General features: G+C 60.3%; 10 protein-coding genes. 7 read left to right on the top strand and 3 right to left on the bottom strand.

Annotated features, from left to right (window positions below; translation table 11 throughout):
* The first annotated feature begins 91 nt into the window (after positions 1-91).
* Positions 92-1,267, top strand: coding sequence for an MFS transporter (locus tag CAG34_RS11380; protein WP_085590046.1), 1,176 nt, complete (start codon positions 92-94; stop codon positions 1,265-1,267).
* A gap of 59 nt (positions 1,268-1,326) precedes the next feature.
* Here the strand turns inward: CAG34_RS11380 and CAG34_RS11375 are convergent, their stop codons facing one another.
* Complete coding sequence (locus tag CAG34_RS11375) at positions 1,327-2,088, bottom strand: SDR family oxidoreductase (protein WP_025338144.1); 762 nt, start codon at positions 2,086-2,088, stop codon at positions 1,327-1,329.
* A gap of 175 nt (positions 2,089-2,263) precedes the next feature.
* On the opposite strand from CAG34_RS11375, the gene CAG34_RS11370 reads away from it, so the two are divergent.
* Positions 2,264-3,271, top strand: coding sequence for an NADP-dependent oxidoreductase (locus CAG34_RS11370; RefSeq protein WP_085590044.1), 1,008 nt, complete (start codon positions 2,264-2,266; stop codon positions 3,269-3,271).
* A 464-nt stretch (positions 3,272-3,735) separates the two neighbouring features.
* The gene (locus CAG34_RS11365) at positions 3,736-4,011 is read left to right on the top strand and encodes a DUF3077 domain-containing protein (protein WP_038409084.1); all 276 of its coding nucleotides are present in this window, start codon (positions 3,736-3,738) and stop codon (positions 4,009-4,011) included.
* Positions 4,012-4,199: 188 nt separating this feature from the next.
* Here the strand turns inward: CAG34_RS11365 and pyrF are convergent, their stop codons facing one another.
* Positions 4,200-4,901 (bottom strand): orotidine-5'-phosphate decarboxylase, encoded by a 702-nt coding sequence (gene pyrF, locus CAG34_RS11360; protein ID WP_010952851.1) that lies wholly within the window; start codon positions 4,899-4,901, stop codon positions 4,200-4,202.
* Between the two features lie 181 nt (positions 4,902-5,082).
* Here pyrF and CAG34_RS11355 point away from each other — a divergent pair, with 181 nt between their 5' ends.
* Entirely contained in the window at positions 5,083-5,250 is a 168-nt protein-coding gene (locus tag CAG34_RS11355; protein WP_010952850.1) for a DUF2897 family protein, read from the top strand.
* Positions 5,251-5,495: 245 nt separating this feature from the next.
* Here CAG34_RS11355 and CAG34_RS11350 read toward each other — a convergent pair whose 3' ends face one another.
* Positions 5,496-5,831, bottom strand: a complete 336-nt coding sequence (locus CAG34_RS11350; RefSeq protein WP_085590160.1) for a ComEA family DNA-binding protein — start codon at positions 5,829-5,831, stop codon at positions 5,496-5,498.
* Between the two features lie 691 nt (positions 5,832-6,522).
* Here CAG34_RS11350 and wecB point away from each other — a divergent pair.
* From wecB to CAG34_RS11335, 3 genes are read left to right on the top strand one after another with little or no spacing between them, the layout of a single operon-like run.
* A complete protein-coding gene (gene wecB / locus CAG34_RS11345; protein WP_085590042.1) occupies positions 6,523-7,665 on the top strand; it encodes a non-hydrolyzing UDP-N-acetylglucosamine 2-epimerase in 1,143 nt (380 codons plus the stop codon).
* Positions 7,662-8,924 (top strand): UDP-N-acetyl-D-mannosamine dehydrogenase, encoded by a 1,263-nt coding sequence (gene wecC, locus CAG34_RS11340; RefSeq protein ID WP_085590040.1) that lies wholly within the window; start codon positions 7,662-7,664, stop codon positions 8,922-8,924. The genes wecB and wecC overlap by 4 nt, the downstream gene beginning before the upstream one ends.
* A gap of 13 nt (positions 8,925-8,937) precedes the next feature.
* Entirely contained in the window at positions 8,938-14,268 is a 5,331-nt protein-coding gene (locus CAG34_RS11335; protein WP_085590038.1) for a glycosyltransferase, read from the top strand.
* Positions 14,269-14,423 lie beyond the last annotated feature (155 nt).

Here is a 14,423-nt window from a genome sequence, read left to right as displayed (position 1 = left end):
GCACCCAACCCGAGAGCGGTGCAGTACCTGTGGGAGCGGGTTCACCCGCGAAAGGGCCGGTACAGCCACTACAGAACCAGGATCCCTACCCATGCCCTCCGCCCCGGCCCGCCTGGCCTTCGCCCTCTGCCTGATCACCCTGGCCGTCAACCTGCAGGCCCCGCTGTACATCACCTACGCCGACCTCTCCGGGCAAGGCGCCGCCGCCACCGCAGTGGCCTTCTCCGGCTATGTGCTCGGCGTACTACCCGTGCTGCTGGCCCTGGGCGGGCTGGCCGACCGGGTTGGGCGCCGGCCATTGGTGCTCGCCGCACTGGCCCTGTCGATGGTCGCCACCATGCTGATGCTGCTGGCCCCCAGCCTGCAAACCCTGGGCCTGGCGCGGCTGTTCCTCGGCCTGGGTACCGGCCTGGCCTCGGCCACAGCCACCGCCTACATGGGTGAACTGATGGGCGGCGCGGACAACACCCGCGCCGCCAATTGGGTTACCGCCAGCACCTCGCTGGGCTTTGGCCTGGGCGCGGCGCTGACCAGCCTGTTCCTGCTGCGCGGCCCCAGCCTGACCCCAGGCAGCTTCCACCTGCAACTGCTGCTGGCGGCGCTGGCCATGCTGCTGGTGTGGCGCCTGCCGGACCCACGCCCGGCAGCACGCAACCCCATGCTGCGCCTGCCCTGCTACCCCCGTGGCAGCGTGGCCTATGGCCTGGCCATTTTGCTGGCGTGGGCCTGCGTGGGGCTGGTGATCGCCCTGCTGCCGGGCATCCTGCGCCAGCATGGGCTTAGCGCCTGGTCGGGGTTCTCGACCTTTTGCGTGATCAGCTGCGGGTTGTTGTTCCAGCCCATGGCACGGCGCCTCAGCAGCCGTACGGCCACGTTGCTGGGGCTGGTGATATTGCCGTGCAGCTATGCCGTGCTGGCTTGGGGTGCGGACAGCGGCCAGCTGGGCGCGGTATTGCTGGGTGCGGTGGCGGCCAGTAGTGCGTGCTACGGGTTTATCTACCTGGGCGGGCTGGCGGCGGTGAACGAGCTGGCCGGCAGCGAGAAGATACGAGCCAGTGCCGGATTCTTCCTGCTGGCGTACCTGGGGTTCAGCCTGCCGGTGATCTTTACCGGGCTGTTGAGCGACCGGCTGGGATCACGATTGGCGTTGCTGGTATTTGGTGGGGTGTTGATGGTGGGGTGTGTGGTTGTAGGGCTGGCATTGTGGTGGTCTGCCAGGGCCTCTTCGCGGGTAAACCCGCTCCCACAGGGACATCACAGGACCTGAGGGCAGCGGGGTACCTGTGGGAGCGGGCAAGCCCGCGAAGAAGGCCACGCGGTTTCGGCTCAGATCGCCGTAGCCCCACCATCCACCGCCAGGCAATGCCCAGTAGTGAACGCCGCGCCATCACTGCACAGGTACAGCACGGCACTGGCAATTTCCTCGACCTTCCCTATGCGCCCCACCGGATGCATGGCAGCGGCAAACTCGGCCTTGCGTGGGTCGGCCTCATAGGCACGGCGGAACATGTCGGTGTCGATCACCGCCGGGCACACCGCATTCACCCGGATGCCCTTCTTGGCGTACTCGATGGCCGCCGACTTGGTCAGGCCGATCACCGCGTGCTTGGAGGCGCTGTAGATGCTCATCTTCGGCGCCGCGCCCAAGCCCGCCACCGAAGCGGTATTGACGATGGCCCCACCGCCCTGGGCCAACAGCAACGGCAGCTGGTACTTCATGCACAGCCACACACCCTTCACGTTGACGCCCATGATGGCATCGAACTCCGCCTCGCTGCCCTCGGCCAGGCGGCCCTGCTCTATCTCGATACCTGCGTTGTTGTAGGCATAGTCCAGCCGGCCGTAGGCAGCGATCAGGCGCTCGTGCAGTTGGCGCACCTCGGCGTCACGGGTAACGTCGCAGGCAATGAACAGCGCCTCCCCGCCCGCAGCGTGGATCAGGGCCACAGTGGCCTCGCCACCGGCCGGGTCGAGGTCGGCCACCACCACCTTCAGGCCCTCCCGGGCGAAAGCCAGGGCGGTTGCCCGGCCGATGCCGGCGGCGCCGCCAGTGACCAGGGCTACCTGGCCGGAAAAGGTCATGCTCATCGCGTGCTCCAAAGCGTGCTTGGTGGGGTTCAGAGCATAGTCAGCCACCACCCGCCCGGGCAGCATCATCACCCCACCGGTTGGGCTACCATGCTTGTCAGTGATGTTAAGGACCTGCCTACATCAACAGGGTAGATTTGACGCCTCCCCCTTCCATTGCCCACAAGGACCCGCCATGACCAACACCAACCGCCGCTTCCTGCTCGCCAAACGCCCGGTCGGCGCCGTGCGCCGTGACGACTTCAGCTTCGAGACCGTGCCCGCCGAACAACCCGGCGAAGGCCAGGTGCTGGTGCGCAACCTGTACCTGTCGTTGGACCCGGCCATGCGTGGCTGGATGAACGAAGGCAAGTCCTACATCCCGCCCGTGGCCCTGGGCCAGGTGATGCGCGCGCTGGGTGTTGGCGAAGTGGTTGCCTCCAACCACCCTGCCTACAAGCCGGGCGACCATGTAAGCGGCGCCCTTGGCGTGCAGGACTACTTCACTGGCGAACCCCAGGGCCTGCACAAGATCGACCCCAGCCTGGCGCCCCTGCCGCGCTATCTGTCGGCGCTGGGCATGACCGGCATGACCGCCTACTTCGCCCTGCTGGACGTCGGCCAGCCCAAGGCCGGTGACACCGTGGTCATTTCCGGCGCGGCCGGCGCGGTGGGCAGCATTGTCGGGCAAATTGCCAAGATCAAAGGCTGCCGCGTGGTCGGCATTGCCGGCGGCGCCGAGAAGTGCCAGTACCTGAAGGACGAACTGGGCTTTGACGGGGTGATCGACTACAAGGCCGAAGACGTGCTGGCCGGCCTGAAGCGCGAATGCCCCAAAGGCGTGGACGTGTACTTCGACAACGTCGGCGGCGACATCCTCGACGCCGTGCTGACCCGCATCAACTTCAAGGCACGTATCGTGATTTGCGGCGCGATCAGCCAGTACAACAACAAGGAAGCGGTAAAAGGCCCGGCCAACTACCTGTCGCTGCTGGTAAACCGAGCGCGCATGGAAGGCTTCGTGGTGATGGATTACGCCAAGGATTACGGCAAGGCCGCGCTGGAGATTGCCGGGTGGCTGGCCAGCGGGCAGGTGAAGAGCAAGGAAGATGTGGTGGAAGGGCTGGAGACCTTCCCCGAGACCTTGCTGAAGCTGTTCAGCGGGGAGAATTTTGGCAAGTTGGTGCTCAAGGTTTCAGATTGAGGTAGCCAACACTGGCCTCATCGCCGGCAAGCCAGCTCCCACAGGTACAGCGCCACCCTTGAGCCCGACGCTGTACCTGTGGGAGCTGGCTTGCCGGCGATTGGGCCGCACAGCGGCCCCGGCGATAACTGCCGCACCTCGCTCGCAGCGCGTCAGACTTTCCTGAACCTTGCCCCCACCGCTTCAGCTTGAAGCAACAAGCGAACTATCCTACGCAGCGGTCGGAAGCAGCTGAATTGTCGGGGAAATCCCTCACGGATAACTTCACCGGGTCGCCATGTTGGTGACCGGGTGTGAGAACCTGTTATGCACTGCTGCTCCACTGTTCAATGGCAGCCATTCGCGGGCAGGCTTTGGCTTGGCCGGCGTCAGTGCACCGGTTTCTCACCCCGCGCAATGGCTGCCACCTTTGTCCGTGAGAAAGATCCGGGTGGTTGCTCCTCGTCACGCACTGGATTTTCACCATGAAAAAGAACACCCCCTCCCCCATCCTCACCGCAGGCCTCGAAACCTTCCTCGAAGCCGGCAACCCCACCCTCGACCTGCTCCGCGTACAGCCCGGCGTGCCGATCGATGATGCCTACGAGCACGTGTCAGTGCTGCTGGGCTACATCAAGCACCTTGTGCGCGAAGGCGACATGGAAGATGACCACAAACTGCTGGGCTCCGCCGATTACCTGCTGGCCATGGCCAAGGCCCTGATGAACGACATCGAACTGGCCAAGAACAAGCTGCACTGACAGGCTTTGAGGGAACAACCCAAAATCCAAAAGCTGACTCACCCGCTCCCACAGGTCCAGCTCTGCCTGTGAGGCTGCGCTCTTCTGTGGGAGCCGGCTTGCCGGCGATCACCGCCAAAGGCGGTGCCATGTACCAAACAAAAAAGGCCAGCACTCTCATGCTGGCCTTTCTCTACAACGCGGGCTACTTACCCTCGAATCTCCGCCACCACCGCAGCCAACGCCTGCGCCGGATCGGCAGCCTGGCTGATCGGCCGGCCGATCACCAGGTAATCCGAACCCGCATCCAGTGCCTGGCGCGGGGTGAGGATACGGCGCTGGTCATCCTGCGCACTGCCCGCCGGGCGAATGCCTGGGGTCACCAATTGCAGCGACGGGTGCGCCGCCTTCAGCGCCGGGGCTTCCAGCGCCGAGCACACCAAACCGTCCATGCCAGCCTTCTCGGCCAGCGCCGCCAGGCGCAGCACTTGCTCTTGCGGGTCGACATCCAGGCCGATGCCGGCCAGGTCTTCACGCTCCATGCTGGTCAGCACGGTCACACCAATCAGCAACGGCTGCGGGCCGCTGCGCTTGGCCAGCTCTTCACGGCAGGCCGCCATCATGCGCAGGCCACCGGAGCAATGCACGTTCACCATCCATACACCCATCTCGGCGGCAGCCTTCACCGCCATCGCGGTGGTGTTGGGGATGTCGTGGAACTTGAGGTCCAGGAACACTTCGAAGCCCTTGTCGCACAGGGTTTCGACAATGCCCGAAGCACTGCTGGTGAACAGCTCCTTGCCAACCTTCACCCGGCACAGCGCAGGGTCAAGCTGGTCAGCCAGCTTCAGGGCGGCCTCACGGGTAGGGAAATCCAGGGCGACGATCAGGGGCGTCTGGCAGGCGGACATGGGCAGGGTCTCTTGGCAAGTCGAAAACGGCGCGCATTGTAAACGAAGTGGCACAGGCTTTGGGGCCCGCGGGTCACGGAATTGGCCCGACAGTGGCTGGCTCCTATAATTGAACCAACGGAACGGGCAATTGCTCAACATTTGTACAAGCGCTGCCCATCACCAGCAAAGGAGAACGAAAATGCCCTGGTATGCCTGGCTGATACTCATCATAGCGCTCGGCTCGATCGTCGGCGGGCTGATGCTGCTGCGCGACACGGCAAAGAAACTGCCACTGACCGAAGAACAGCTGCGCAAGGTGCATGAGCGCAATGCCGAAGCGGATGCCAAGGATGCGCAGGACCGCTAGCGCACCCCGGTCGCTGGCGCTGCCACGATCTGACCGGCTGTTACGGTTGATGTAGGAGCGGCCTTGCGTCGCGAAAGGGCCGCAAAGCGGCCCCCGGGGTTCAGCGGCACTGCAGGAATAGCTGGGGCTGCTTTGCAGTCCTATCGCGACGCAAGGCCGCTCCTACAGGGCGCGTCAACCAGCCAATTAGATCGCCTACTTCATGAAAGTCAGGGCCAGGACACAAACCCCAGCCCCCTCCCCCCTTATTCCACCATCACCTTGTCCCGGTTGCGCTCCAGCAACGCATTACCAATCCCCTTGATCTCCAGCAGCTCATCCACCGAGGCAAACGGCCCATTGGCCTCCCGGTAGGCCACGATGGCCTCAGCCTTGGCCTTCCCTATCCCGTTCAGCTCCTTCTGCAAAGTAAGCGCGTCAGCGGTGTTCAGGTCCAGCCGCTGCGGCTGCTGGGCCTGCTGCTGGCTTACCACCGGGACCGGCTCGGGCACCGCCGTGGCGCTGGCCGGGGCAGCGCTAAGGGAAAAGGACAGGCTGGCGAACAGCGGCAGCAGCAGGTACGACAGAACGTTGTTACGCATGGTGAACACTCCTGGGTTGGTCATTTTCCAGCAGCCGTTTTCCTTCGACTGCGCAATCAACCCTAGCGGCTCTGCCATTTTGCAAAAAGGCTCTTGACCTGGTTAATCGTTACCGAATCCGACATTAAAAAAAGCAACTTCGCCCACCCAAAAGCAATGGCGTTACGCCATATTTCAGGATAAGTTCATGAAACAAAGGCGATAGCAAATCGCCGCTAGGTAAATTCCCGTTTAACCTAGGTTTCATTCAGACCAAAAGCTGTTGTTTTTCCCACAAGCCTTGCCGGACAAGGCCCCATCCCATTCGTCGTATGCCTCGGTTGTATTGACTTTATTGGCATGATGCCTGAATAACATCAAACAATCGTTTTTCTTGATGCAACTTTCAAAAATAGGATCCAATCATCCGATAGATAGAGGCAAATTCGGACGATCAGGGGAAAAAAACGTGCCATACGGGATGTCATCTTGATGACGAAATGATAAATTTGCGGTCATTGGACAACCGCTATGCTTGAAGGATCCGAGCCACATGAATTTTTCTTCACCACCTTCAAAGCCCCCCGTTCGCGCTTGCGTGTGTGGAGCCCCCTAGGCCACTCCCCCCGGCCGATTTGCGTAATACCTGTGATCTGCACCCCGTAACACCAGATCCAATCGCCTTTACATCAATACACAGAAGACCGTCGCCGTGTCCCTCAAGACCCTCACCGTATTTGGCACCCGCCCAGAGGCCATCAAAATGGCCCCCCTGGCCCTCAACCTTGCCCAGGACGACCGTTTTGAGTCGCGTGTCTGCGTAACTGGCCAGCACCGCCAGATGCTCGACCAGGTATTGGAGCTGTTCGAGATCACACCCGACTACGACTTGAACATCATGAAACCCGGCCAGGATCTGACCGATGTGACCACTGCCATCCTGCAGGGTCTGAAGCCTGTGCTGGCCGAGTTCAAGCCTGACGTGGTACTGGTGCACGGCGACACCGCAACTACCCTGGCCACCAGCCTGGCCGCGTATTACCAGCAGATTCCGATTGCCCACGTGGAAGCCGGCCTGCGCACAGGCAACCTGTATTCGCCATGGCCGGAAGAAGGCAACCGCCGCCTGACGGGCGCGCTGGCCGCCCTGCACTTCGCGCCCACCTCCACCTCGCAGGAAAACCTGCTGCGTGAAGGTACGGACGCCGCGACCATCTACACCACCGGCAACACCGTGATCGACGCGCTGCTGGAAGTGGTCCGCAAGCTGGAAAGCCCCGAGCTGAAAAGCCAGTTCGAAAACCAGTTCAGCTTCCTGAACCCTGAGCGCCGCATGGTGCTGGTCACCGGCCACCGCCGCGAAAACTTTGGTGGCGGCTTCGAGCGCATCTGCCAGGCCCTGGTGCAAACCGCGCGTCAATTCCCTGATGTGGACATCGTCTACCCGGTACACCTCAACCCGAACGTGCGCGAACCGGTCAACCGCCTGCTGGCCGACGTCAACAACATTCATCTGATCGAGCCGCTGGACTACCTGCCGTTCGTCTACCTGATGACCCGTTCCTACCTGATCCTGACCGACTCCGGCGGTATCCAGGAAGAAGCCCCAGCCTTGGGCAAGCCGGTACTGGTCATGCGTGACACCACCGAGCGCCCGGAAGCCGTGGCTGCCGGTACCGTCAAGCTGGTGGGTACCGACGTGGAATCGATCACCGAAAACCTGGCGAAACTGCTGACCGACGATGCGACCTATCGCGAGATGAGCTTCGCCCACAACCCCTACGGCGATGGAAAAGCGTGCGCGCGAATCCTCGACGCACTTTCCAACTTCTCCCGTTCCAAGGAAGTAGCATGAGCTTCAACAAGATTTCCGTCGTAGGCCTGGGCTATATCGGCCTGCCAACCGCCGCCGTTTTCGCCGCCCGCAAGAAGCACGTGATCGGTATCGATGTAAACCAGCACGCAGTCGACACCATCAACCGTGGTGAAATCCACATCGTCGAGCCTGAGCTGGACATGGTGGTACACGCTGCCGTGACCGAGGGTTTCCTGCGCGCCTCCACCGTTCCGGAAGCTGCCGACGCCTTCCTGATCGCCGTGCCAACCCCGTTCATGGATGACCACCAGCCGGACCTGAGCTACATCGAGTCCGCCAGCAAGGCCATCGCACCCGTGCTGAAAAAGGGTGACCTGGTCATCCTGGAATCCACCTCCCCTGTCGGCGCCACCGAGCAGATGGCCTTCTGGCTGGCCCAGGCCCGCCCGGACCTGAGCTTCCCGCAAACCCACGGTGAAGACTCCGACATCCGCGTTGCCCACTGCCCTGAGCGCGTGCTGCCAGGTCACGTGTTGCGCGAGCTGGTGGAAAACGACCGCATCATCGGCGGCATGACCAGGAAGTGCTCTGAAGCTGCCGTACGCCTGTACCGCACCTTCGTTGAAGGCGAGTGCATCGTCACCAACGCCCGCACCGCAGAAATGTGCAAGCTGACCGAAAACAGCTTCCGCGACGTGAACATTGCCTTCGCCAACGAACTGTCGATCATCTGCGACAAGCTGGACATCGACGTGTGGGAGCTGATTCGCCTGGCCAACCACCACCCGCGCGTCAACATTCTGCAGCCAGGCCCAGGCGTGGGCGGCCACTGCATTGCCGTCGACCCATGGTTCATCGTCAGCCAGACCCCAGAGCAGGCGCGCCTGATCCGCACCGCCCGCGTGGTCAACGACAGCAAGCCTGAGTGGGTGATCGACAAGGTCAAGATGGCCCTGGCCAACTTCCTGATCAAGAACCCGGGCAAGTCGGCCCAGCAAGTGAAAATTGCCTGCTACGGCCTGGCCTTCAAGGCCGACATCGACGACCTGCGCGAAAGCCCTGCCCTGAGCATTGCCGAGCGCCTGGGCAACGAGCTGGAAGCCACCCTGCAACTGGTCGAGCCGAACATCGAAGCCCTGCCGCAGCGCCTGGCGCGCCACGAGCATGTGGACTTCGACTTTGCCCAGGACAGCGCCGACATCCACGTACTGCTGGTGAAGCACCGCGAATTCCGCGGCACCTTCAACGTGCGCGACGCGGCATTCGTGATCGACGCCGCCGGCGTTACCCAGGCTTGATGGAGCAAACCGCATGAACAACCCCACGCTTGAGAAACCTACCGTGAACACAGAGCTGCCTTCACCTTTGGCCGATATTCATGACCGTGTGATGGAAGCCTATTACGGCAAGCTGGGGGAGCAGTTCATGCGGGAAACGCAGTCCCGCATCCATTGGATCTGCGCCCAGGTCAAAGGGCGCCGGATCCTGGATGTCGGCTGCTCGCAGGGCATCGTGCCCCTGCTGCTGGCACGTGAAGGCTGCCAGGTCACCGGTGTGGATACCAGCCCGCAGGCCATCGCAGAGGCCAAGGGTTACCTGTCTGCCGAACCGGCCCACATCCAGCAGAACGTCACGTATATCAATTCAGACTTCCTCGCGCTGGACACGCTCGAGGTTGAACCGGAAACCATTGTCATCAGCGAAGTGCTCGAACACCTGGTGCGACCGGAACTGTTCGTCGAAAAGGCCCACGACCTGCTCAAGCAGGGTGGCCGCCTGGTGATTACCGTGCCGTTCGGGGTCAATGACTTCATTGACCACAAGCACACGTTCTACCTGATGGAACCGTTCCGGTTGCTGGCCGAGCACTTGCAGATTGTCGAAGTCAAGGTGCTCGGCAAGTGGCTGGGCATCGTTGCGGTGAAGAGCGAAACGCATAAGCCAGGTGTAATCGACTCGCTGACTGTTGATCGCGTTCGTGAACTGGAAAAGGCGTTCGAAGCCATCGAGCGCACTTTGCGGGGAAATCTCGGCGCAATTAGCAAGCGTCTGGATGAAGCGAACAAAAAGTATCGCAGTGCTACTGAGCAGATCGCCCAGCTCAAACCGGAAGCCCAAAAAGCTGACGCCCTTGCCAAACAGTTGCAAAACCGCGAGGCAGAGATTGCCACGTTGCAAAAAACCAACCAGGAATGCCTCGATACCAAGACTCAGATTGCCCATGAGCTTGAAGAGGTAAAGCAGTGGCTGGTGGAGGCCAACAAAAAGTATCGTTTAGCCACCGAACAGTATGGCCTACTGGAACAGAAATTCGTGGCGGTTGAGGAGGCTCGCGCAAAAAGCCTCGCAGACGCTGAACAGCAATACGATAAGCTCCAGAATCAACACGCCGAAACACAAAGGCAATTGACGGAGGCCTCTGAGGAACTGCGGGGCGCCGCAGAGAAGCAACTGGCGCAGGAAAAGCAGTTCAAGGCTGTAAACGATCAGTTGGCTCAGGCGAGGGAAGTCATTGATAGCCATATCGCCACCATCACCGATCTGCGCGCTCATCAAGCTGCATTGGAAGCTCAACTGCAGTTGATGAGCGACGCTCAAGCGCAGAGCCAGCGTGAGCAAAGCGCCCAGGCAAGCTCCATCAATGCCTTGGTTGAACAACGTTCCCAGTTGGAAGACCAGTTGCAGTTAATGTGCGACGCTCAAGCACAAAGCCAGCGTGAGCATAGCGCCCAGGCAAACTCCATCAATGCCTTGGTTGAACAACGTTCCCAGTTGGAAGACCAGTTGCATAACCTGTCACTCGCCAAAACTGAATCTGAAGAAGCGCGAGCGGCTCTGACAGAGGCCGTTGAGTCGCTTGGCCAGGCCAAAGACATGCTCGAAGAGCAATTGATGCTGGAAAGCACCAGCCGTCAGGCAGCCGAAGCCAGCCTCGCTGCCACCAACAAAGAGTGGCAGAGTCTCCGCCAACAACTTGAAACCGAGATCAACTCGTCCAAGGCAGGCCTTGGCGCGGCAAACATGAAGTACCGCGCCCTGACAGGCGAACAGATCCCGCAATTGAAGGCCAGCATCAGTCAGTTGCTTGAACGCAGCGCCGCTCAGCAACGTAAGATCGATGAACTCAACGAAGACCTCGGTCGCGCTAACGCCCAGCGCAACCTGGCAGAGCAGCGCCTGGTGAAAACCCGCGCAAGCATGACCTATCAGCTCGGCTACCAGATAAAGAACAGCGCCACCTCGCTGGGCGGCCTGGTAAAGCTGCCCGTACGCCTGCTGCGCCTGTACCGCAAAGCCAGCCAGCAACGCCAGCAAAACGAGCAGAAGCTGCTGGCCAACGAACCACGCAAGGCACTGCTGCCGCCAGCACCTGTCGTACAGGACGAGAACTACCTGAAGCTGCCAGCGGCCCTGCCGACCAGCGAACAGAGCCGCACTACTCTGCTACGCCAGGTCGATCAGCCTGTCAGCCGTCTGAAAGTGGCGTGCGTGATGGATGAGTTCACTTTCGGATCCTACCGCTTTGAATGCGACCTGATGCCGCTGACGCCAGCCAACTGGAAAGCAGAAATCGAAGGATTTGGTCCAGAGCTGCTGTTCATCGAGTCCGCCTGGCGCGGCAAGGATGACCTGTGGGGCAGCAAAGTAGGCCACAACGGCCAGGAACTGCAGGACATTCTGGCCTGGTGCCGTCAGAACAAGGTACCGACCGTGTTCTGGAACAAGGAAGACCCGGTTCACTTCGAGACCTTCCTGACCACTGCCAAGCAGTTCGATCATGTATTCACCACCGATATCGACTGCATTCACCGCTACAAAGGTGCGCTCGGTCACGACCGCGTCTACCTGCTGCCGTTCGCCTGCCAGCCAGCGCTGCATAACCCGATCGAATTGTACGAGCGCAAAGACGCCTTCTGCTTCGCTGGCGCCTACTACGCGCGTTACCCGGAGCGTACCCGCGATCTGGGCAACTTCGTCTGCGAGTTGCCGAAGTTCCGTCCGTTGGAAATCTTCGATCGCAACTTCGGCAAGAACGACGTCAACTACCAGTTCCCTGCGGAATACCAGCCGTACATCGTCGGCACCCTGCCCTTCGAGAAAATCGACACGGCTTACAAGGGCTATCGCTACGCGATCAACCTGAACTCGATCAAGCAATCTCAATCGATGTTTGCCCGTCGCGTCTTCGAATTGCTCGGCTGCAATACCCTCACCGTGAGCAACTTCTCTCGCGGCGTACGCCTGCTGTTCGGCGACCTGGTTGTTACCACCGACAACGGCGAAGAAATGCTCCGTCGCCTGCAACTGCTGGCGGAAGACCCGCTGAACACTGACAAGCTGCGGCTGGCTGCCCTGCGTAAAGTAATGCAAGAGCATACCTACACTCAGCGCCTGGAATACGTGATGAGCAAGGTTACCGGTACCGCAAAGGCCCAGCGCCTGCCGGAGATTGTGGTCATCGGCGAAGCGCACGACCGCCAGCAGTTCGATTTGTTGCGTGCGAACCTGGATCGCCAGACTTATAGCCAAGTACGAATGATCGTCATCAGCGATACCGACCAGAGCAGCATCGTCGGCGATGATCCACGCATCCAGGTGCTTAAGCCTGGCCAGCTGAAAAAAACCTCGCTGGGTGAACTGGTTGGTAATGCACCTTGGATCGCCGCTTTTGTGCCTGGCGATTACTACGGCCCGAACTACCTGCTGGATCTGGCGCTAGCAACCCGCTATAGCCGCGCCCAAGTTGTCGGTAAAGCGGCCCACTTTACCTGCACAGGCCAAAGTGCAGAACTGCTTTCGAATGAACAAGCCTACCGCCCAACCCAGACGCTGAGTGCCCGCCGCGCGCTGGTTGCGACCGGGATCGTTGCCAACCAGCAACTGCGCAGCTGGCTGAAGAGTCTGCCGACGCTGCAGTACAACCATGCTCAAGGCTTGGCCATCGACCCGTTCAACTACTGTGAGAACGGTGCTGCACACCCGGAGAGCATCAGCGCCAAGGTTAATGACCTTGAGCTGAATCTCGGCATGACCATCGATCAACTGCAAGCGCGTGCACAATCCATTGCCCCGCTAGAGATCAACCATGACGCGCCGGAAATCACGGGGCGCGGTTTGGCTGAGATGTTTGGCATCATCCGCAACAAGTTCGTTGACCTGGTCGTTGATGGCGATACCTGGCGCGTGCACTCCAAGCTGGCCGACGGCAAGCATGAGTACATCTACGCCCAGCAGGAAGTCCGTGTGGATGAACTGGGCTGTGAAGATGGGCGCCTCAAGCTGTTTGTTGACTGCACGCCAGGCCTGAACCTGCAGTTGGTCGTGCTGTTCCTTGATGCCGACAAGCAGCGCATCAGCCACGTGATGCAACATGCCAACCGTAACCAAACTTCCGATATTCCACCGGAAGCTGCCTACATTCGCTTCGGTCTGCGTGCCTACTCTGCGGGTAGCACCGAACTGAAGGCACTGGTCCTGGGACACCGCAACCTGCAGCCATCTGAAATGATGGGCCGCGGGGAGCACTTGCTATTGACCAACCACTATCCGGCCTACTCAGATCTGTACCGCAACAAGTTCGTGCACACCCGGGTCACGGCCTACCAAGAGCGTGGGGTCAACGTAGACGTATTCCGTCTGCGACCGAACGAAACGGTCAGCTACCACGAGTTCCAGAACGTCGATGTGGTTACCGGCTGCACTTCGACCTTGACAAAAATGCTCGAGAAGAATCGCTACAAGTCGATCCTCGTGCACTTCCTCGACGAGCAGATGTGGAACGCACTGCGTCCGTTCCTGAATAGCACGCGTATCACTGTCTGGGTACATGGTGCGGATATCCAGCCTTGGTGGCGTCGCGAGTACAACTTCACCACCGATGAGCAACTGCGTCTGGGTAAGCTCGCTAGCGAAAAACGCATGACGTTCTGGCGCGAACTGCTGCAACCGATGCACCCGAACCTGAAACTGGTATTTGTATCGCGCTACTTCGCGGAAGAAGTGATGGAAGACCTTGGCTTCCGCCTACCTGAAGGCCAGTTCGAAATCATTCACAACCCAATCAACACCGACCTGTTCGACCATCGCGAGAAGTTGGCCGAGCAGCGCAAGAAAGTGCTGTCCATCCGTCCATATACCTCGAAGACCTATGCCAACGACCTGACCGTGAAGGCGATCCAGAGCCTGGCGGGCAAATCATGGTTCAACGACATGCAGTTCTGCCTGATCGGCGACGGCCCGCTGTTTGAAGAAACCTTGGCACCGCTGCGCAGTTACGGCAACGTCAAGATCCAACAGGGCTTCCTCAACCACTCGGAAATTGCCGATACACACAAGGACTACGGCATCTTCCTTTGCCCAAGCCGCATGGATACCCAAGGTGTATCCCGCGACGAAGCCATGTCATCAGGCCTCGTTCCGGTAACTACTGCCGTGGCTGCCGTTCCTGAGTTCGTCGACAACACATCCGGGTACGTAGTCGAACCGGAGAGCTATGAGCAACTGGCAAAGGCGATCGAGGATATGTACCTCAATGGCAACACGTTCATAGAGAAATCCAAGGCAGCAGCCAAACGTGTTCGCGGGCAGAGTTCCGCTGAAAAAATGGCAGAGCGGGAAATCGCCGTGATTCAGAACCTTTGAAGACGTGATCAGTCCCACTGGAAGCATTTTGTTTTCACAAATGCTAGGTATCTGCATCAGGCCCTCTGAAAGCATGAACGGCTTTGGCCCCAGCCTGTTCACTCGATTTGGACTGCAACACACACGACTTGACGACCTGGGTCAACCGCCCAGGC

This window comes from Pseudomonas sp. B14(2017) (assembly GCF_002113255.1).
Taxonomy (GTDB): Bacteria; Pseudomonadota; Gammaproteobacteria; order Pseudomonadales; family Pseudomonadaceae; genus Aquipseudomonas; species Aquipseudomonas putida_Z.
Note: the sequence above shows the minus strand (reverse complement) of the source record. Positions and strands in the feature narration are given on the sequence as shown.

Excerpts from the sequence above, each read along its gene's own strand:
- CAG34_RS11335 (WP_085590038.1), top strand. The coding sequence starts at position 8,938 with ATGAACAACCCCACGCTTGAGAAACCTACCGTGAACACAGAGCTGCCT.
- CAG34_RS11370 (WP_085590044.1), top strand. The coding sequence starts at position 2,264 with ATGACCAACACCAACCGCCGCTTCCTGCTCGCCAAACGCCCGGTCGGC.
- wecC (WP_085590040.1), top strand. The coding sequence starts at position 7,662 with ATGAGCTTCAACAAGATTTCCGTCGTAGGCCTGGGCTATATCGGCCTG.
- CAG34_RS11355 (WP_010952850.1), top strand. The coding sequence starts at position 5,083 with ATGCCCTGGTATGCCTGGCTGATACTCATCATAGCGCTCGGCTCGATC.
- CAG34_RS11365 (WP_038409084.1), top strand. The coding sequence starts at position 3,736 with ATGAAAAAGAACACCCCCTCCCCCATCCTCACCGCAGGCCTCGAAACC.
- CAG34_RS11380 (WP_085590046.1), top strand. The coding sequence starts at position 92 with ATGCCCTCCGCCCCGGCCCGCCTGGCCTTCGCCCTCTGCCTGATCACC.
- pyrF (WP_010952851.1), bottom strand. The coding sequence starts at position 4,901 with ATGTCCGCCTGCCAGACGCCCCTGATCGTCGCCCTGGATTTCCCTACC.
- CAG34_RS11350 (WP_085590160.1), bottom strand. The coding sequence starts at position 5,831 with ATGCGTAACAACGTTCTGTCGTACCTGCTGCTGCCGCTGTTCGCCAGC.
- CAG34_RS11375 (WP_025338144.1), bottom strand. The coding sequence starts at position 2,088 with ATGAGCATGACCTTTTCCGGCCAGGTAGCCCTGGTCACTGGCGGCGCC.